We start from the raw sequence: 18,575 nt of genomic DNA, 5'->3' as shown, positions 1-18,575 counted from the left end.
ACCAGAGGATCAATCGAAGAAATTTCCTCAAGTGCTGTGACATCCGGGCGGCTCACGCGTCTGGGCTGCATGGAACACACCGAGCACCCCGAACTCGTTCGTCTGGGCGCCCAATACCTGCGCGCCTACGCCGAGGGCGATGCCGTCAAGCTGTACCGCCTCGCCGACGCGTGGGGAGCGAGCGACCTCATCGCCGCCACCTGCGAGGTCGCGCTCGCGGTGATTCACGCGACGTCCGGGCCGCAGGGCCTCGACGCGGTCTCGACGGCGTTCTCGACGAGGCGGAGATGAGCACCGATGGAACGATCGAGTACCACACCGGAAGATCCCGGCGACATGTGCGAAACCGGAGCCACGGTGCCATCATTGGCCAACGAGTCAAAACGGGACACTATGCGCAGAGGGGGGCAAGGCCGCGTGACGACAACCGGTGATCTCCGCATCGACGACTGGGTCGTGCATCGTCGTAACGTCGTGCGTTCGGTAGCAGCCCGGGTACCCGGGATCGATGCCGAGGAGGCCACCAGCCGCGCCCTGGAGAAGATGATCCGCATCGTCTCCACCGGCGGCACCATCACCGACCCCGCCCCCTACTGGCGACGCGCCGCGGTCAACGAAGCCATCTCCATGACCCGCGAGCAAGGCCGCACCACCCTCGTGGAGGACGACACCCTCGACGGCCTGACACCCCCCGCCGACGGCGCCGAGCTCGACGCCGAACGCCAGGCCGACGCCGGCATGCTCCGCACCGCCCTGGCCGACCTGGCCGACGACGACCGCCAGATCCTGTTCGACCGCCACGTGCACGACAAAGCCGTCACCGACATCGCCACCGGCCTGGGCGTACGCCCCCACGCCGTGACCATGCGGCTACGCCGCGCCGAGGAACGCCTCGCCGGCGCGTTCGCCGCCGCCCACGCCCAGGCCGTGACCGAACCCGAGTGCCGCACCACCCGCGCCGGCATGCACGACTACCTCAAAGGCCGCATGCTGCCCCGCCGCCAGCACCGCCTCGAGGTCCACATGGACGGCTGCGCCGACTGCACCCGCGCCTTCATCGACGTCCGCGAAGTCTCCTGGATGCTCCGCGACCTCGGACAACACCTCATCGCCGGCGGCTGGGTGACCGGCGCCGTCGGAGGAGCCGCGGCGGGCACGGCGGCGGTCGCCGGCAAGCCGCAGCCGCGGACGCCCGGCAAGAAGGAGCTCGCGGTCGCCGCAGGCGTGCTCGCAGTCCTGGCCGTCGGGGGCACCGCGGTCGGGATGATCGCGAGCCAGGAGGACGATCCGCCGGTCCAGGCCAGCGAGAACGTCGGCGAAGGCGGTGGCACCGGTTCCGGTGGTGGCGCAGGTGCCGGCGGGGGTGGCGGTGCCGGCGACGGCTCGACGCCGACCGAGCAGCAGCCCGCGGACAAGCCGCCGTCGATCCCGCCGGCCGACCCCCAGCCGCGCCCGGCGACCACCCCGAAGGAGGACGCCGTCCCGGCGCCCGCCCCGGTCACCGAGCCGCAGCCCGAGCCGGCCGACACCGCCCCCGCCTCCGACCCCCAGCCGGAGCCCGAGGACGACACCCCCAGCACCCCCGGCCCTGGTGAGACGTCCGACCCGCCCGACGGCGGGAGCGACACCCCCGGGACCGAGCAGCCGCCGGCCGAGCCGGAGCCCGAGGAACCTGAGGACCCGGGGACGCAGGAGCCCGAGCCCGAGGAACCGGAGACCCCCGAGGAGCCCGAGGTGCCGCCGGTCGAGCCGGAGACCCCTGGCCTCGGCACGGCCCTGTCCGACCTGCTCGCGAGCCTCGGGCTGTCCGACCTGCCGGGCATCGACCTGGTGACCACCACGCTGGACGAGCTGTGGGCACTGCTCACGGGCCTGTTCGGCCAGGCCGCCGACGACGCCGAGTCCGCGGCCGGTGACTGATGGTCCGGCGGGCCCCTGACCGGACCCGCTCGTTGCCGTGCGTCCGCGCGGCTCCGCCCGGCCCCGGGCTCGGCTCACCCGCCGGCGCCTTCCCTCGGCGCAGGTTCTCTGCGAGCATGCACGCCCGAGGTTTCGTGCACGGCGTGCTCCCACGGTGTCCGGCCGTGGGGTGGAGGGGGGTCAAGTGACCGTCACCAGCGCCGACCTCGCCCAGTGGGCGGCGCATCGTCGTGCCGTGGTGGCCGCGGTGTCCCGGCGGGTCCCGGGGGTCGACCCCGAGGTGGCCACGAGCCGCGGCCTCGAGATGCTGTGCGCCCAGCTCCTCAAGGCCGGAGGGATCACCGATCCCGTGGCGTTCTGGAGCGCCGCCGCACTGGGCGTCGCGGCGGAGATGGCACGCGAGGAGCCGGAGCCCGCGGGGCCGGAGTCTCCCGGGCCCGGGGCAGCGGGACCCGCGACGCCCGCCGGCCGAGACGACGTCGCGACGGTGCCGACCCGGACCGTCGACTTCGAGGCCCTGAGCTCGGCGATGGAACGGCTGTCGGCCGCCGAGCAGCAGATCCTCTGGGACCACCACGTGGGGTCGCGACCGGTGTCCGCGATCGCCGAGGAGATCGGCATGCTGCCGTACGCCACCCGGCGGCGTCTGCGCCGGGCCGAGAACCGGCTCGCGAGCGGCTTCGCGGAGACGCATGCCGGCACGGCCGAGAACGTCGAGTGCCGGACGGCGCGCGCCGCGATGCACGACTTCGTGCGCAACCGCCTCATGCCGCACCGCCGGCAGGCGGTCGAGGACCACATGGTGGAGTGCGCCGGCTGCACGCGGGCGTTCGTCGACGTCCGCGAGTCGTACTGGATGCTGCGTGCCGCCGCGCCCGTCCTGCTGCTCGGTGCGGCCACGGCCGTGCGGACGTCCACCGCGGTCGCCGCCGGGACGGGCACGATCACCGCGGCCGTGACGGCGGTCGGGGGCTGGTTCGCCGGGGCCGGCGGCCGCGCGGCCCTGGTCGTCCGCGGCCTGCTGACCGACCCCGTCGCCCTGACGGCGACGGTCGCGGGAAGCCTCATCATCACGACGGCCGTCGGCACCGGGACCGCCGGGAACGCGGGCGCGTCGACGTCCTTCCTGGAGACAGGCGTCGTCTCCGTCAGCACTCCGCGAGACGCCCCGGCGGAGGCGCGGGGGGCTGCACCGGGTCCGGCGAAGGCGGATCCTGCGGCGGCCCCTGGGCTCACCGCGTCACGGGCGCCCGGGGCGGGTGGCGCGGACGATGTGCCACCGGGACTCGCGAAGAGCGACGGCGTGCCGCCGGGCCTGGCGACGAAGGACGGCGTCCCGCCGGGGCTCGCGAAGTCCGACGGTGTACCGCCGGGGCTCGCCAAGAGCGACGGCGTGCCGCCGGGCCGGCAGAAGAAGGACGGCACAGCATCCGGCACAGGGAACGAGGACGGGGTGCCGCCCGGACTGGCCAAGAAGGACGGCGTCCCGCCGGGCCTCGCCAAGAACGACGGCGTCCCGCCGGGCCAGGCAGGCAAGGAGACGCCGCCCGGCCAGAGCAAGAAGGGCGAGGTCGCCCCGGGCCAGGCGAAGAAGTCGGAGAAGGCGGCCGGATCCGGCGTGTCGGAGCCGGCGGAGGACGCACCGTCGGGCCCCGCGGGGCACACCGGTGTTCCACCCGGCCAGGCGAAGAAGGGTCAGGACGGCGGCAACCGGGGGCACGGCGGCAACCACGGGGACCGCTGGGGCCCGGAACGCGACGGTGAACGCACCCGCGGCCACGAGCAGCCCGGTGGCGGCACGGGCGGCGAGCGCACCGACGGGCGACACGGTCACGACCAGGAGCGTGGCCACGAACCCGGCAGCGGTCAGGAACGCTCCAGGAGGACGAGCACCTCGTAGTGCGAGGTCTGCGGGAACATGTCGAGCAGACGGCCCCGCGCCGGTCGCAGCGACGGCATCTCGGCAAGATCCTTGGCGAGCGTCGTCGCGTTGCAGCTCGAGTACAGGACGTGGTCGATCCCGGAGGACTCCAGCCACCGGGCCAGGTCGGCACCGATGCCGCGGCGCGGCGGGTTGACGATGACCATGTCCGGCAGCGCGGGGGCGCCGGGCCCGACGGCGAACTCGGTCGCGTCGCCGGCCGCGAAGCCGACGTCCGCGAACCGCTCGCCCGCGGCGCCGTCGCGCAACCGTGCGGCCGTGGCCGACGCCGCCGTCACGGCCTCCGCGCTGATCTCGATGCCCGTGACCGCCCGGCCCGGCGCCGCACAGTGCAGCGCGAAGCCGCCGACCCCGCAGTACAGGTCCCAGAGGCTCGCCGGGCGCACCTCGTCGACCCAGGCGCGGGCCTGCCGGTACAGCTCGGCGGCCACCGCCGTGTTGGTCTGGAAGAAGCTCTGCGGCCGTAGGTCGAGCGTGATGTCGTCGATGCGCATGGGCAGCGTGGTGCGCTCCGTGAGGGGGATCTCCAGGTCGCCCTCCAGGACCGCGGCGTGCGCCGGCTGGATGTTCGCCGTCGCGACCGCCAGTGCCGGGAGCTCTGCCCGGAGCCAGGCCAGGTGCTTGCGGATCCGCGCGACGGCCTCCTGGGAACGCAGCACGAACCGGACCATGAGCTCGCCGTCGGGCGACAGGGTGACCAGCACGTACTTGAGCTCGCCGCGCTGCTGCACGCGCTTGCCCCGGCCGGAGACCTGGTAGGGCTCCAGGTCGGCCCGTGTGACGAACGCGGCCAGCGGACCGAACGACGCCTGGAGCGCTGCCGGGTAGAGGCCGCAGTCGGTGAGGTCGACGCCGCGGCCGGCCCCGTCGAGGATGCCGAGCACCGGTTCGGCGACCGTACCGCTGACCACCATCTTCGCCTTGTTCCGGAAGCCGGACTCCGCGCTGCGGACGGCAGGCAGCCAGGTCAGGTCCGCGGAGACGGGTTCGAGGAGTGCGGCGACGTGCCGCTCCTTGTCGAGCACCTGGGTGGGGTAGTCGATCTCCAGGAGGGTGCAGGAGTGGCAGCGGCCGGCGTCGTAGTGGGGGCACTGCACGCACCCATTATCCAGCGCGGCGGCCGGGCCCCCGACCGGCCGGCGGGCCGGCGCTCAGCCGACGTACTCGAAGTGCCACGGCTCCTCGCGACCACCGCCGGCCCGCGCCCACTCGGGATGCTCCCAGCCGGAGGCCGGCCCGTGCGCGGCGAGCCACTCGTACTCGGGGTGCCCGAACCGGAATCCGTCGTCCACCGGGACGTCGATCGCGAGCGCCCACCCGTGGTTGGACGTGCCGGGCGCGGCGACCTGGCCGCTGCCGAACTCGTCGAGCGCCTGGAGCTGCCAGTCGTACGGGCGGTAACCGTACTCGACGCGCAACGGCTTGCCGAACTTCGCCTCGAACGCGACGCCGAGCTTCTTCCACGCGCGTGCAGCGTCGCACCGCAGGTACTGGTCCTGCCCCTCGGGTCCCACGCCCACCTTGCACAGCGTGTCCAGCGCGAGGCGTCCGTTCGACCCGTCGGCCACGGTGGCCCGCGCGTCCCAGGCCGCGCCCTCGATGGCGGCACGCGCCTTCTCGCGCCGTTGGGTCAGCTTCGTCACCGAGGCGGGGTCCTTCATGTTCGCCCCGGTCCCGAGCGCCGCCTGCCCCTCGGTCCGCTGCGCGGTGAGCGCGGCGCGGACGTCGGCGGGGGCACCCACGCTCCTGGTCCAGTCCAGCGTGTACCGGGCGTCGCGCACCGAGATCTTGAGCTGCGCGCTGACCGTCGTGAGCCGCGCCGTCGCCTCCTTGAGCTCGGCGGCCGTCCGCTGCTTCGCCTCGGCCTCCGCCTGGGCCTTGGCCTGGGCGTCCTGGCGTGCCTTCCGCCAGCCCTCGTTGGACGCCAGCACCTCCTGGGTGGCCGAGACGAGCGACGACGAGGTGGTGCGCATGGTCATGGCCCACTCCGTCGCCTTCGCCTCCAGCGCGTCCGCGTCCGCCGACTCCGCCAGGCCGGGGGTGCCGGCCTCCGGCACGGCGGGCGGCTCGACGGTCCCGAGCTCCTTGGCTGCCGCGACGTGCGCGGCCAGCTCGGCGCGGACGGCGTCGTCGAGCACCTTGCCCTCGGTGGATGCGAGCGCCTGCTCCGCGGTCGCGATCTGCTCGGTCAGGCTCTCCTGTGCGGCGCGCCCCTCGTCCACCGCCTGCACGACGTCGGCGCGCGCGTCCGCGAGCTGCTCCAGCTCACGCCCGTTGCCCGCCTGAACGAGCGCGAAGACGATGCTGCCTACCAGGGCCACCGCGGCCGCCACCAGGAAGACGAAGAGGGGGCGCATGGACCCGCCGTCCGACCGCGGGCGCCATATTCCGGGCACAGGCTCGCCAGGCGTCGCCACCTGCGGAGATACATCCGGTTCGGCCGTCGGAGCGTCCCCGGCCGACGGTTCGTGCGACGGCGCGGCAGGCTCGGGCGACTCCGGGTCGATGGGCATGGCCGAAGTTTGGCGAATCCGGGACGCGAGCGCTAGTCGCCCGCCTGCTCGGCGAGCTCCTTGAGCTTCTCGACGTACGCCGCGGACCCGCCCGCCCCCAGGTCGGGGATGTTGGTGTTGTCCGCGTAGAGGCCTACCGACTCGTCGGTCAGCTCCCGGAGGATGTCGGCGTGGCCGGCGTGCCGGGCGATCTCGTCGGTGACGTGCACGATCAGGCGGAACAGCGTCACGTCCCCGGCCCGCCACCACGGCACGTGCCCCGGCGCGGAGAGCGGCAGGGTGTCGATGGTCTCGTCGCAGAACACCCAGGCGCGCCGGTAGAGGTCCACGACGGAGGCGACCGACTCGTCGGCCGTCGCGTACCAGTCCGCCTGGGGGTCCTCCTCGAGAACCGCCTCGGAGACGAGCTCCGCCGGGTCGGGCCACTCCCGCCCGAAGCACGACCCGAGGTAGCCGATCTCGATGTTGGCGCAGTGCTTGACGATGCCGAGGAGGTTGTTGCCCGACGGCACCAGCGGCCAGCGTGCCTGCTTCTCGGTGAGGCCCTCGAGCTTCCACACGAGGGCCTCACGCGTCTCCTGGAGGTACTTCTTCAGGATCTGCTTCTGCTCGAGCTCCGCAGCGGCCTGGTCGTCCGTCGTCTGTGTCATGGGGACAGTCTGGACCGGGCCACTGACACTCTCACCGGGTCCGGGGCACCCGGGTCCGCTTCCGCGGCCTGCGGTGCAGCCACCACTCCGCGAACAGCAGGTTGACGACCCACGACACCCACGCGGACGCGACCGCAGCGCCCTCGATCTCCGGTGCGCCGAAGCCGACCTCGGGGTCGGTCCAGGCCCCCGGGACGTAGATCATGATGAGCGCGGGACCCCAGAACCGGTTCGTCACGATCGAGAACGCCAGCGCGGTGCTGCGGACCATCCACTCGCGGTGGTCGCCGAACCGCCGCTGCCGAACCGCCCGGAACCCGAGCAGGGTGAACGTCAGCAGCAGCACCGCCAGGAACGTGTTCGCCACCTGCTGTCCCGCGCCCGCGCTCGGGAACTGTGCGGTGACCAGCGCCGCCACCCCGGTCACCACCGCCGCGACCACGTAGGTGCGGCCGCTCCAGCGGTGCACCCGCGGGTGCCGGGCGCGCAGCCAGGGCCAGAGCTGCAGCACCGCGGCGGTGAGCATGACCGACCCCGCGAAGATGTGCGTCACGAGGGCGGGGTAGAACGCCGGACCGCGGTCGGTGGGCACCAGGGAACGGGCCGGGTCCAGCCCGACGTACCGCGGCAGCGCCGTCACCAGGAACAGGCCCGTGACGATCGCGAGCGGCGCGATCCAGGGGCGGCGCCACCAGCGGACCTGCCGGGCGGCGCGGGCCGGGCCGGGCGGTGCGGACGTCGTCGTTGTCATGTCGTACCTGCTTTCGCCGGGACCGGGCGCACACCCGGTCGGGGTCGGAGGGAGGGGGGTCAGCGCCGGGCCCGGAACGCCAGGCCGGCCGCCACCGCGAACAGGAGCCCGAGGCCGGCGCACCAGACGACGGCGAGGAACGCCGCGCCGCCCGGTCCGGTCACGCTCGCGGCGTCGCCCGCGAGCAGGCCGCGCACCGTCTCGATCACGGGCGTCACCGGCTGGTGCTCGGCGAACCCGCGCAACCAGCGGGGCAACGTGTCGACGGGCACGAACGCGCTCGACACGTACGGCAGGAACATCACGGCGAAGGAGAACCCACCCGCGGCGTCGGGCGAGCGGACCAGCACCCCCACCAGGGCGGCGAGCCAGGTGATCCAGTTGACGAACAGCAGGATCATGCCGACGGCGGCGAGCCATCCCAGCGGGGAGGCCTCGGGCCGGAACCCCAGCAGGATCGAGACGCCGAACACGATCGCGGTGGTGACGAGGTTCTTCGCCAGGCTCGCGACCACGTGCCCCGACAGGACCGTCCAGGCCGTGACCGGCATCGACCGGAGCCGCTCCACCATGCCGCCGGACATGTCCCGCTCGACCGCCATCGCCGTGCTGGCGGCGCCGAACCCGGCCGCCAGCAGGATCACGCCCGGGGTCACGTAGTTGATGTACTCCGTGCCGATGTCCACCGCGCCGCCGAAGACGAGCACGAACATCAGCAGGATGACCACCGGCAGCACGACCGCGGTGATCATGGCGTCCACGTCCCGCGAGACGAGCCGCAGCCCGCGGACGGTCATCGTCGAGACGTCTCTGAGCAGGTACGTCATGCCGCCACCCCCGCGGAGCTCGCCGGGCGCGCCCGACCGGTGTGCCCGGTCAGCGCCAGGAAGACGTCGTCGAGGCTCGGCGCCCGCACCTCCCAGTGCTCGGGCGTGACGCCGGTCGCCTCGACCGCGGCCAGCACCGACCGCACGTGTCCCACGGAACCGTCGGTGGGCACGCGCACCCGGGCGCCGTCGACCGTGCCGGAGGCCAGCCCGGCGGCGACGCGGGCGGCGTCGGGCACGGAGGCGAGGACGAGCTCGACGCCGGCCTCGCCGACCTCGCGCTTGAGCCGGGCAGGACCGCCCTCGGCGACCACACGGCCGCCGTCGACGAGCGCCACGCGCCGGGCGAGCCGGTCGGCCTCCTCCAGGTACTGCGTGGTGAGGAAGACGCTGGTGCCGTCGGCCACCACGCCGCGGACGACGTCCCACAGGGCGAGCCGCGACCGCGGGTCGAGGCCCGTGGTGGGCTCGTCGAGGAACATGACCCGGGGCCTGGTCAGCAGGCCCGACGCCAGGTCGAGGCGCCGTCGCATGCCGCCCGACCAGGTGCCGACCCGTCGACCGGCGGCGGCGGTGAGGTCGAACGCGGTGAGCAGCTCGTCGACCCGGTCGCGCACGACCCGGCGCGGCAGGTGGGCGAGGTTCCCCATCATCGTGAGGTTCTCCGCCCCGGACAGCTTGTCGTCGACGGCGGCCTGCTGACCGGTGAGGCTGATGATCTCGCGGACCCGCCGTGCATCCCGCACGACGTCGTACCCGCCGACGGTCGCGCGGCCGGCGTCCGGGCGCAGCAGCGTAGACAGGATGCGGACGGTGGTGGTCTTGCCCGCGCCGTTGGGCCCGAGCAGCGCGAGGACCTCGCCCTCGCCGAGCTCCAGGTCGAGCCCGTCCAGCACGGGCGGGCTCGCGGAGCCCCGCCGGGCGAAGGACTTGCGCAGCCCTTCCGCGGTGACGATGGCAGCCATGGTGTTCCTCTCGACAGTTACTGTTTATGTCCTACGCGTTTTAGTGTGGAGCGTAAACAGTATGCGGTCAAGAGAGTTTCGTCCCGGGTCAGCGGTCCGATCGAGGCAGGATGGGGACCGATGAGCACCGACAGCACGCCCGAACCCACCGAACCGCCGCGCGGTGCCGGCCCGGCGGACGAGCCGCCCGCCGTCCTGCGCCGGCTCTGGGGCGCACCGGCGCCACGGCGGCGCGGGCCCCGGCCCGCCCTGTCGACGGCGCGGATCGTGCGCGCCGCGATGGAGCTGGCCGACGCCGAAGGGCTCGCCGCCGTCTCGATGGCGCGCATCGCCGAGGCCGTCGGCTACACGCCCATGGCGCTGTACCGGCACGTGTCCGACAAGGACGAGCTGCTGGTCCTCATGGCGGACGCCGTGGCCGCCGACCTGCCGGACATACCGACCGACGACGGCTGGCGTGCCGGGCTGGAGGCCTGGACCCGCGCCCAGATCGACGTCAGCCTGGCCCGGCCGTGGATGCTGGAGCTGCCGCTGTCCGCCGTCCTGCCCGGACCCAACCGCCTGCGCTGGATGGACCAGGCGTTCGGCGTGCTCCGCACGGTCGACCTGCCCGCGGACGAGAAGCTCGCCGTCGTGGGCCTGCTCGCACAGCACGTCCTGGGCGAGGCACGAGTGCACGTGGAGTCCCGCCGGGCCGCCGTGCGTCAGGCCCGGCATGCCGCCGGCCTGCCCGACGACACGCCGGAGTCCGACCTGGACCCCGCGGCGATCGAAGCGGCCGACCCCTACGCCGGGTTCGACGCGATGCTCGTCCGGTTCGCCGACCCTGCGACCTATCCGCACCTGCTCGCGGCGTTCGCGGCACCGGGTGGATCCGGGGCAAGCAGGTCCGGGGCGAGTGCGCCGACCGACGACGACATCTCGTTCGGGATCACCGTGCTGCTCGACGGCATCGAGGCATATCTACGACGGCGCGGCGCACTCCCCGCCGACGAGTGAGACCGTCCTGAGGCGACGGGCCGGGGCCAGTGCGTCCACAAGCAGCGGATTTCGGACGTCGTGCACAGGCAGGTGCCCTGAGCCCACGGAGTGTCAGTGGCGTGCGTCAGAGTGGTGCCGTGACAAGTGACCAGCTGACCGGCACCGGGCCGGAGACCACCGTCGCGGTGCGCTGCTTCGGCGACGGCGACCCGCTCTACGAGACCTACCACGACACCGAGTGGGGTGTCCCCGTGCACGGGGAGTCCGCCCTGCTGGAACGGATCGCGCTGGAGGGCTTCCAGTCCGGGCTCTCGTGGATCACCGTGCTGCGCAAGCGACCCGCGTTCCGGGAGGTGTTCGCGGACTTCGACCCGGAACGGGTGGCCGCGTTCGGCACGGACGACGTCGAACGGCTGCTCGCCGACAGCCGCATCATCCGCAACCGGATGAAGATCGAGGCGACGATCGACAACGCGCGCGCCGTCGTGGCCCTGCACGACTCGGGCCGCACGCTGGACGAGCTGTTCTGGTCCTTCGCTCCCGCACCGGCGGACCGCCGCCGGGCCGCCACCTTCGGCGAGGTACCGGCGTCGACCGACGAGTCGAAGGCCCTGAGCAAGGCCCTGAAGAAGGAGGGCTTCCGGTTCATCGGGCCCACCACGGCCTACGCGGCGATGCAGGCCTGCGGCCTGGTGGACGACCACCTGGCCACGTGCCCCGTGGTGCTCGGCCGCGTCACCACGACCAGGTAGGGGCGGGTCGGCCGGTCGTCACAGCTCGGCGCACGGTTCGACGACCGGGAGCACCGCGTCGCGGACCCAGGCGGCGAGCGACGTGGCGGGCGGCCGCAGGATCACGGTGTCGACGCCGTTCCCGGAGAACCCGCGCATCTCCTCGACGAACGCCGCGGTGTCACCGGGACCGATCGGGGCACCGCGGTGCAGCATCGTCACGCGGATGTCGGCCGGGTCGCGGCCGACGTCGTCGCAGTGCCGGTGCAGCACGTCGAGCAGGTGGCGCAGCCGCTCCGGGGTCTCGGCGAAGAGGTTGCACGCGTCCGCGTACTGCGCCACCAGCCGGAGGGTCTTCTTCTCGCCGGAACCGCCGATCATGATCTCGGGCTTGGACAGCGGCTGGGGCGAGCACAGCGTCTCGGCGAGCCGGTAGTGCTTGCCCTCGAAGGGGCCGTCGTTGTCCGGGTCGTACATCTGGCGTGCGATCCGGACCGTCTCCTCGAGCATCTCGAAACGCTCACGGACCGGCGGGAACGGCACTCCGAGCGCCGCGTGCTCCTTGTCGTACCAGGCCGCGCCGATGCCGAAGGTCGCCCGTCCGCCCGAGACCACGTCGAGCGACGCCACGATCTTGGCCAGCAGGCCCGGGTAGCGGTAGGTCACGCCCGTGACCAGGGCGCCGAGCTGGACCTTCTCGGTCACACCGGCCAGGTAGCCGAGCGTCGTGTAGGCCTCCAGCATCGGGTCCGACGCCGGGAAGCCCTGGTGCTCCATCTGGAAGTAGTGGTCCATCACGGAGATCCACGCGACGCCGCCGTCGTCGGCGTACCGGGCGGCGTCCGCCAGCTCGGTGCGCATGCCGGCGGGGTCCATGGAGTCGAAGCGCATGAAGTGTGTGCCGATTCGCATGCCTCGATCCTCCTCCGCCGCCCGGCGGCGTCAAGCGGGACCGGACGTCAGGCCACGGTGCCGGCCCGGCGCCCCGTGACCTGGGCCACGACCCAGGTGATCTGCTCGGCGGTCTCGCGCGGAGTCCCGGACGGCTGCATGACATGGCTCAACGCAGACCGCACCACGAGGTCGATGACCGCCGCGACCCGCTCCGGCTCCAGGTCGACCTCGTACTGGTCCACCCTGTCCTGCACCACGACCTTGACCGTGCCGAGCAGGGACTCCGCGTGGGTGGTCAGCAGCGGCAGCAGCTCGGTGTCGGCCCCGTGCGTCGCGGAGACCACGGCACGCAGCAGAGCGTTCCCCTCGGCGAGGAGCAGCGTCTTCTCCAGGACCGCGCGGATGGCCGACAGCAGGGAGTCCGGGTGCTCGTCGAATCCCTCGGCGATCTGGACGATGAACTTGGCCGACTCCGTCAGCACCATGGCCTCCGCGAGGTCCTCCCGGCTGCCCACCGCGTTGTAGACGGTCTGCCGGCTCACCCCGGCCTCGGTGGCGAGGCGGCCCATCGTCACCTTCGACCAGCCGTCGGCGCACGTGAGCCGCGCCGCAGCCGCGATGATCCGGCTCCGGCTGGAGATCGGGTCCTCGCGCGCCACGGTCGTCTCGGCCATGTACCGATCCTAGGTAACGGACACGTCACGGTGTGGGCGAAACAGGGTCCCGCGACAACGTTTCACCCGCTCACCGATTTCTGCATGCGGAGCGCCTCCGGCGGCGGGCCGGCCCGCCGACAGCTCCCGGTGGACGAAACCCCCTAGAGTGGCGGACATGGACCTCGAGGAACGCCTGGCAGTCTTCATCGACTACGAGAACCTGGCGCTGGGCGCCCGGGAACACCTGGGCGGGATGCAGTTCGACTTCGGACCGATCGCCGACGCCCTCGCCGTGCGCGGGCGCGTGGTGGCACGGCGGGCCTACGCGGACTGGTCGTACTTCGACGAGGACCGGCGCATGCTGACGCGGCACCAGGTCGAGCTCATCGAGATGACCCAGCGGATGGGCGCCTCCCGCAAGAACGCCGCCGACATCAAGATGGTGGTCGACGCCATCGAGATGGCCTTCGAGCGCGACTACATCTCCACGTTCGTCATGTGCACGGGCGACAGCGACTTCTCCCCGCTCGTCCACAAGCTGCGCGAGCTGAACAAGCGCGTCATCGGTGTCGGCGTCGAGAAGTCGACGTCGCGCCTGCTGCCGGCGGCGTGCGACGAGTTCCTCTTCTACGACCGCCTCGAAGGCGTCGAGGTGCCCGACGAGGACCAGGGTGCCCCGGCCCCCAAGCGCGGCTCCCGGGCGCGCAAGGCGCCCGCGACGACCGAGCGGTCCGGCACGCAGAAGGCACCGTCGACCTCGCGGCGCACCAAGGCGGCCGAAGCCGTGGCGGAAGCCGTGGCCGAGGCGGTCGCCGAGACCACCGCCCCGGAGACGGCGGCACCCGAACCCGAGACCAAGCCCGCCACCCGGCGGCGCAGGAAGTCGGAGCCAGCCCCGGCACCCGTCGAGGTCGCGCCCGAGGCGGAGGCCGACGTCAGCGAGCACGACGAGGTCGTGTCGGACGACGTGCCCATGGAGGTGCGCGTGGCGCAGACCCTGGCCGACCTGCAGTCCTCCACGAGCGGGGCCGTGACGGCCTCCGCCCTGAAGCGCACCCTGCTGCGCAAGGACCCGACGTTCAGCGAGTCAGACTACGGTTTCCGCACGTTCGGCGAGTTCCTGCGGTTCCTCGCGGACCGCGGGTTCGTCGAGCTCGCCGCGGGCCCGTCGGCCGGCGACCCGGAGGTGTCGCTGCCGGAGCAGGGCGACACGGACGCCGCGTTCGCGCTGCTGCGCGACGTCGTGCAGGAGGCCAACGGCTCCGCCGCCCTGTCCGGCCTGAAGAACGCGGTGCGCAAGCGGCGCCCCGACTTCTCCGAGAAGGCGCTCGGCTTCCGCGGGTTCCTCCAGTTCGCGAAGGCGGCAGAGACGGCAGGCACGGTCTCGCTGGCCTGGGACGACGACGCCGACGACTACCTGGTCACCGCCTGACGAGCCTGAGCTGGAGGGGCTCAGAGCACCCCCGGCACCTCGCCCAGCCGCCGCGCGAGCTCGACGCCGTCCCGCCCGGCGACAGTCGGGACCGGCTCGCCGCCGGTAGGGCTCTCACCGCTGCTCGGCGCGTTCCCGGCGAGCACCTGCTCGCCTCCGCTGAGCTGCCGGATCGCGACGGCCCGCACCCGGCCGGGCCACCGCCGCGTGACCCGGTCGTAGATCTCGGGGTCACGCTGCCCGTCGTCGCCGACCAGCAGCCAGCGCACCTGCGGGAACCAGGACATGAGCAGGTCGAGGCTCGCCTCCTTGTGCGCGGGGCCGCTCCGGAACCAGCCGGTCAGGGTCGGCCCCCAGTCGGTGAGCAGCAGCGGCCCGGCCGGGTAGCCGTGCCGGGCGAGGAAGGCGCGTAGCGTGCCGGCCGTGTTCCAGGCACCGGTGGAGAGGTAGAAGAAGGTGGCGTCCGGGTGCGCCTCGTGCACCGTCCGGTACAGCTCGGCCATCCCCGGCACCGCGCGGCGCGCGCTGGCGTGCCGCACGAACGTGTTCCAGGCGGCGAGCAGCGGGCGCGGCACCGCCGTCACCATGGTCGTGTCGTCCATGTCGCTCACCACGCCGAACCGGACGTCGTCGCCGAGCACCAGGACCTCGGCCTCGGCCCGGACGGGCCCGGGAGCGTCCGGGCACTCCAGCACGGCGGTGCGGGTACCGGGGGTCAGCGGTACGGCCACCGGCAGCTCGACGTCGACGTAGCCGGCCCGGTCGCTGACGATCGCCGACGTCTCGTCCCCGAGCCGCAGCACGACGGTCCGGTGCGGCGCCGGCACCGTCAGGAAGTGGCGGAACCCGCGCCTGCCGGCGCGGACCTGCTCCCGTTCCGGGCCGCCGTGCCCGCGCGGTGCGAGCAGCACGCGCGCGAGCACGCGCACCCGGTCCGGCGTGCCGTAGCCGGTGTAGGTCTCCAGCCGCGGCCGCCAGCCGAGGCGTCCCAGCAGCCACCCCGCCGCGGCGTAGAGGCGGTCCTCCACCGCCGCGGCGAGGTGCGGACGCTGCGAGGGATGCGGGGTCGGGGTGGCCACGTCCCGATTCTGGCGTACTACTGCCCGCCCATGCCCGTCGTCGCGACGCCCTGCACGATGCGCCGCTGGAACAGCATGAACACCACGAGCAGCGGCAGCGCCGCGATCATCGCGGACGCCATGTTCTGCGCGTACTGCACGCCGTAGGCGTCCTTGACGGTGGACAGACCCACCGGCAGGGTCATGAACTGCGGGTCGGTCGTGACGATGAACGGCCACAGGAAGTTGTTCCACGCGCCGATGAACACGAAGATCGCCACGGCCACCAGGATCGACCGCGACAGCGGCAGCACGATGGTCCAGAACAGCCGCCAGGAGTTGGCGCCGTCGATGCGGGCGGCGTCGAGCAGCTCCTGGGGTATGGCGTCGAAGAAGCGCTTGAGGATGAAGACCATGACGGGTGCCACCACCTGCGGCAGCACGATGCCCGCGAACGTGTCCACGAGCCCGAGCACCTGCATCTCCCGGAACAGCGGCACGATGAGGATCTGGCCGGGCATCATGATCGCCGCGAGCGTGAGCCACTGCATGAGCGCCCGGCCCTTGAAGATCGTCTGCGAGAAGGCGAAGGCCGCCATGGCGGAGATCAGCACGGTCAGTGCGGTGACGAGCACGGCGACGACCAGGCTGTTCCACATCCACAGCGGCAGGTCGCTGTTGCCGAGCACCTTCTGGTAGGCCTCGACGGTCCAGCCCATCGTCGGCAGCAGCGAGGCGGGCAGCGCTGCCTCCGCCTCGTGCTTGAAGCTCGTGATCGCACCCCACACGATCGGGACGAGCCACGCCGCGGCGATGACCACGAGCGCGGCGATCGCTCCGGCACGGGCCCAGGGCGACGGACCGATCGTCAGCCGGGTGAGCGCCCGGTTCTCGGCACGGGTCTGCTGTGCCTTCGCCCGGCGGGCGACGGTGATGTCGGCGACGGCCATGTCAGGCCTCCTTCCGGGTCGGCAGGAGCCGCACCAGCGTGAACACGAGGATCAGGGCGAAGAAGACGTAGGAGATCGCGGAGGCGTAGCCGAGCCGGTAGTTCGTGAATCCCGTGTCGTAGATGTACTCGAGGATCGGCCGCGTGCTGCCGTTCGGACCGCCTGCGGTCAGCATGTAGATCTGGTCGAACACCTTGAGCGAGGCGAGCAGCTGGAGCACCAGGATGACGCCGGTGATCGTGCGCAGCTGCGGCAGCGTGATGGAGAACAGGCGGCGCCAGCCGCCCGCGCCGTCGATGGTGGCCGCCTCGTACTGCTGCTGGGGGATGCCCTGCAGGGCGGCCAGGTAGAGCAGGAAGTTGAAGCCCACGGTCCACCACACGGTGACCCCGGCGATGGAGAACATCGCGACGTTCTCGTCGGTGAGCCAGCCGATGGGCTCCAGGCCGATCGCGGCGACCCAGGTGTCGAGCAGGCCGATGTCGGGCTGGAACATCCAGTTGCTCAGGTGCCACACGACGGCGCTGGTCAGCAGGTACGGCGCGAAGAACGACATGCGCCACACCCACTGCCCCGGCAGCCCGGTGTGCACGAGCAGCGCCATGACGAGCGCCACCAGCACGAGCGGCACGGTGCTGAGGATCGTGAACCACACGGTGTGCCAGAGCGTCTGCCAGACCTGCGGGTCGCTGAAGGCCTCGGCGTAGTTGGCGAACCCGATGAACTCGCTGCCGGTGCCGGTGAGGCTCTGGTTCGTGAAGCTCATCCACAGGCCGTAGAGCGTCGGCAGCACCAGGAAGAGCCCCGTCGCCACGGCGAACGGCGCGACGAACAGGTAGCCGGAACGGTCCCGCTCACGCAGGGACTTGCTGGTCGGACCGGTGGCCGCGCGGGCCCGGTCCGCAGAGGTCCGCCGGCCGGACGCCGCCCGGCCGGGGACAGCGGTGACGCTGGCGTTCGAGACAGTCATCGTCGTCGTCCTCTCGATCAGGCGGGGTTGGGCAGGGCGAGGAAGCGGTCCATCTCGCTCAGCATCCGGGTCACGGCGGTGCGCGGCGGGGCCACGCCGGCCAGGGTGTCGGTCATGGCGTCGGCCATGCGGGTCTGGAAGTCGCTCCCGCCGCCGGTGAACCAGGCGTCGGGGTCGAAGACGGCGACCTCGGCCGCGGGCGCGTAGTCGCGCTGCGGCGTGAGCTCCTGGTAGGCCGGCTCGGCGACGATGGGCTGGTACGCCGGGATGTGTCCGGCGGAGGCCCAGGTCAGCCCCTCCTTCAGGATCCCGGCGAGCACCCGGTAGGTGGCCTTCCGGGCGGCGGGGTCGGGCGTGCCCTGCTTGGGCAGCACGAACGAGTGGGAGTCGGCGTAGTTGGCCGGGGTGTCGAAGATCGCCGGGAACTGCGTGGCACCGACGTCGGGGTTCGCGTCGCGGAACATCGGCAGGTCCCACTCGCCGGCGAACATCGTGCCGGTGCGGTTCGACATGAACCGTGCGGACGCTGCGTTGCCGTCCTGGTTCTTGGCGGCGACCTCACCGTCCACCATCGCCTGGAGGAACTCGAAGACCTCGGCGGCGGCCTCCTCGTCGAGCGCCGCGGGGCGGCCCGGCGTGAGCTCGTACTCGCCGCCGTTCTGGGAGTAGAGGCCCCAGAACATGCGCCAGCAGCCGGCGGGGTCACGCTGGTAGCCCCAGCCGACGCCGGTCTCGCCGGTCACCTCGGCCATCGCGCGCCCTGCGTCGAGGAATTTGTCCGCGCCCGCCACGGCATCGAGGTCGAGCAGACCGTCCGCCGTGGCGAGGCCCGCGTCCGCGATGATCGCCGGGTTGTTGAACATGATGTACGGGTGGGTGTCGAGCGGCAGGGCGTAGAGCTGCCCGTCGTACTGCGCCTTCTCCCACACCGCCGGCGCGAAGTCGGCCTCGGTGATCCCGAGCTCCGCCAGCGCGTCGAGGTCGAACGGTTCGAGCAGCCCGCCGGGCGCATACCCGGCGAGCCGTGACATGTGCATGACGGCGGCCTCCGGCGGACGTCCGCCGGACGAGGCCATGGCGAGCTTGGTGTAGTAGGGCGGCCCCCAGGCGAGGGTGGTCGACTGGACGGCGATGTCCGGGTTGGCCGCCGCGACGGTGCCGACCATCTCCTGCATGAGCGCGCCGTCACCGCCCGAGAAGAGGTCCCAGATCATCACCGCGGTCTTGCCCGCGCCCGCGGCGCTGGGTGTGGCACACCCGGCGAGCGTGCCGCCCAGCGCGACGCCTCCGGCGCCCACGAGGGCCGCCTTGAGCAGGTCGCGCCGGCTCACTCCT

General features: G+C 72.7%; 18 protein-coding genes. 6 read left to right on the top strand and 12 right to left on the bottom strand.

Translation table 11 applies throughout. The features are described 5' to 3' along the window. The first annotated feature begins 69 nt into the window (after positions 1–69). The 3 genes from ACIBBF_RS08220 to ACIBBF_RS08210 all read left to right on the top strand — a co-directional run bounded on the left by ACIBBF_RS08220 (position 70) and on the right by ACIBBF_RS08210 (position 3,820). Positions 70–291, top strand: coding sequence for a hypothetical protein (locus ACIBBF_RS08220; RefSeq protein WP_397412340.1), 222 nt, complete (start codon positions 70–72; stop codon positions 289–291). 126 nt (positions 292–417) lie between these two features. Continuing rightward, complete coding sequence (locus ACIBBF_RS08215; RefSeq protein WP_397412339.1) at positions 418–1,920, top strand: hypothetical protein; 1,503 nt, start codon at positions 418–420, stop codon at positions 1,918–1,920. Positions 1,921–2,104: 184 nt separating this feature from the next. Then, positions 2,105–3,820 (top strand): hypothetical protein, encoded by a 1,716-nt coding sequence (locus ACIBBF_RS08210; RefSeq protein WP_397412337.1) that lies wholly within the window; start codon positions 2,105–2,107, stop codon positions 3,818–3,820. Here the strand turns inward: ACIBBF_RS08210 and rlmC are convergent. From rlmC to ACIBBF_RS08180, 6 genes are all read right to left on the bottom strand, one after another. Beyond that, complete coding sequence (gene rlmC / locus ACIBBF_RS08205) at positions 3,787–4,959, bottom strand: 23S rRNA (uracil(747)-C(5))-methyltransferase RlmC (RefSeq protein ID WP_397412335.1); 1,173 nt, start codon at positions 4,957–4,959, stop codon at positions 3,787–3,789. The genes ACIBBF_RS08210 and rlmC overlap by 34 nt on opposite strands. A gap of 54 nt (positions 4,960–5,013) precedes the next feature. Further along, positions 5,014–6,219, bottom strand: a complete 1,206-nt coding sequence (locus ACIBBF_RS08200) for a M15 family metallopeptidase (protein ID WP_397412333.1) — start codon at positions 6,217–6,219, stop codon at positions 5,014–5,016. A 188-nt stretch (positions 6,220–6,407) separates the two neighbouring features. Beyond that, positions 6,408–7,025 carry a DinB family protein gene (locus ACIBBF_RS08195; RefSeq protein WP_397412331.1) on the bottom strand — a complete coding sequence of 206 codons (618 nt, stop codon included), beginning with the start codon at positions 7,023–7,025 and terminating at the stop codon, positions 6,408–6,410. Between the two features lie 31 nt (positions 7,026–7,056). Beyond that, positions 7,057–7,776 carry a DUF2306 domain-containing protein gene (locus tag ACIBBF_RS08190; protein ID WP_397412329.1) on the bottom strand — a complete coding sequence of 240 codons (720 nt, stop codon included), beginning with the start codon at positions 7,774–7,776 and terminating at the stop codon, positions 7,057–7,059. A 59-nt stretch (positions 7,777–7,835) separates the two neighbouring features. Next, positions 7,836–8,603, bottom strand: a complete 768-nt coding sequence (locus ACIBBF_RS08185; protein WP_397412328.1) for an ABC transporter permease — start codon at positions 8,601–8,603, stop codon at positions 7,836–7,838. Further along, entirely contained in the window at positions 8,600–9,568 is a 969-nt protein-coding gene (locus ACIBBF_RS08180) for an ATP-binding cassette domain-containing protein (RefSeq protein ID WP_397412326.1), read from the bottom strand. Before ACIBBF_RS08180 ends, ACIBBF_RS08185 begins: the two co-directional genes overlap by 4 nt. Before the next feature lie 120 nt (positions 9,569–9,688). Here ACIBBF_RS08180 and ACIBBF_RS08175 point away from each other — a divergent pair, with 120 nt between their 5' ends. Together ACIBBF_RS08175 and ACIBBF_RS08170 are read left to right on the top strand one after the other, a co-directional pair. After that, positions 9,689–10,567: a TetR/AcrR family transcriptional regulator gene (locus ACIBBF_RS08175; RefSeq protein WP_397412324.1), complete on the top strand. Its 879-nt coding sequence runs from the start codon at positions 9,689–9,691 to the stop codon at positions 10,565–10,567. Positions 10,568–10,686: 119 nt separating this feature from the next. Continuing rightward, a complete protein-coding gene (locus ACIBBF_RS08170; RefSeq protein WP_397412322.1) occupies positions 10,687–11,301 on the top strand; it encodes a DNA-3-methyladenine glycosylase I in 615 nt (204 codons plus the stop codon). Positions 11,302–11,319: 18 nt separating this feature from the next. On the opposite strand, the gene ACIBBF_RS08165 is transcribed toward ACIBBF_RS08170, so the two are convergent. Next, entirely contained in the window at positions 11,320–12,192 is an 873-nt protein-coding gene (locus ACIBBF_RS08165) for an LLM class F420-dependent oxidoreductase (protein ID WP_397412320.1), read from the bottom strand. Positions 12,193–12,239: 47 nt separating this feature from the next. Further along, positions 12,240–12,848 (bottom strand): TetR family transcriptional regulator, encoded by a 609-nt coding sequence (locus ACIBBF_RS08160; protein WP_397412318.1) that lies wholly within the window; start codon positions 12,846–12,848, stop codon positions 12,240–12,242. A 157-nt stretch (positions 12,849–13,005) separates the two neighbouring features. Between ACIBBF_RS08160 and ACIBBF_RS08155 the strand changes: the two genes are divergently transcribed. Then, on the top strand, positions 13,006–14,262 hold the full coding sequence (locus tag ACIBBF_RS08155) for an NYN domain-containing protein (protein ID WP_397412316.1): 1,257 nt from the start codon (positions 13,006–13,008) through the stop codon (positions 14,260–14,262). A 20-nt stretch (positions 14,263–14,282) separates the two neighbouring features. On the opposite strand, the gene ACIBBF_RS08150 is transcribed toward ACIBBF_RS08155, so the two are convergent. The 4 genes from ACIBBF_RS08150 to ACIBBF_RS08135 are packed head-to-tail and all read right to left on the bottom strand — an operon-like array spanning position 14,283 to position 18,571. Then, positions 14,283–15,341, bottom strand: coding sequence for an App1 family protein (locus ACIBBF_RS08150; RefSeq protein WP_397412314.1), 1,059 nt, complete (start codon positions 15,339–15,341; stop codon positions 14,283–14,285). Positions 15,342–15,358: 17 nt separating this feature from the next. Then, complete coding sequence (locus tag ACIBBF_RS08145) at positions 15,359–16,270, bottom strand: carbohydrate ABC transporter permease (RefSeq protein WP_397412312.1); 912 nt, start codon at positions 16,268–16,270, stop codon at positions 15,359–15,361. A gap of 1 nt (position 16,271) precedes the next feature. Then, entirely contained in the window at positions 16,272–17,240 is a 969-nt protein-coding gene (locus tag ACIBBF_RS08140; RefSeq protein ID WP_397412310.1) for a carbohydrate ABC transporter permease, read from the bottom strand. Positions 17,241–17,257: 17 nt separating this feature from the next. Beyond that, a complete protein-coding gene (locus tag ACIBBF_RS08135; protein WP_397412308.1) occupies positions 17,258–18,571 on the bottom strand; it encodes an extracellular solute-binding protein in 1,314 nt (437 codons plus the stop codon). Positions 18,572–18,575: the final 4 nt, after the last annotated feature.

Source organism: Promicromonospora sp. NPDC050880 (assembly GCF_044456525.1).
Classification (GTDB): Bacteria; Actinomycetota; Actinomycetes; order Actinomycetales; family Cellulomonadaceae; genus Promicromonospora.
The sequence above is the reverse complement of the archived record's forward strand: the minus strand, read 5'-3'. Positions and strand labels throughout refer to the sequence as shown.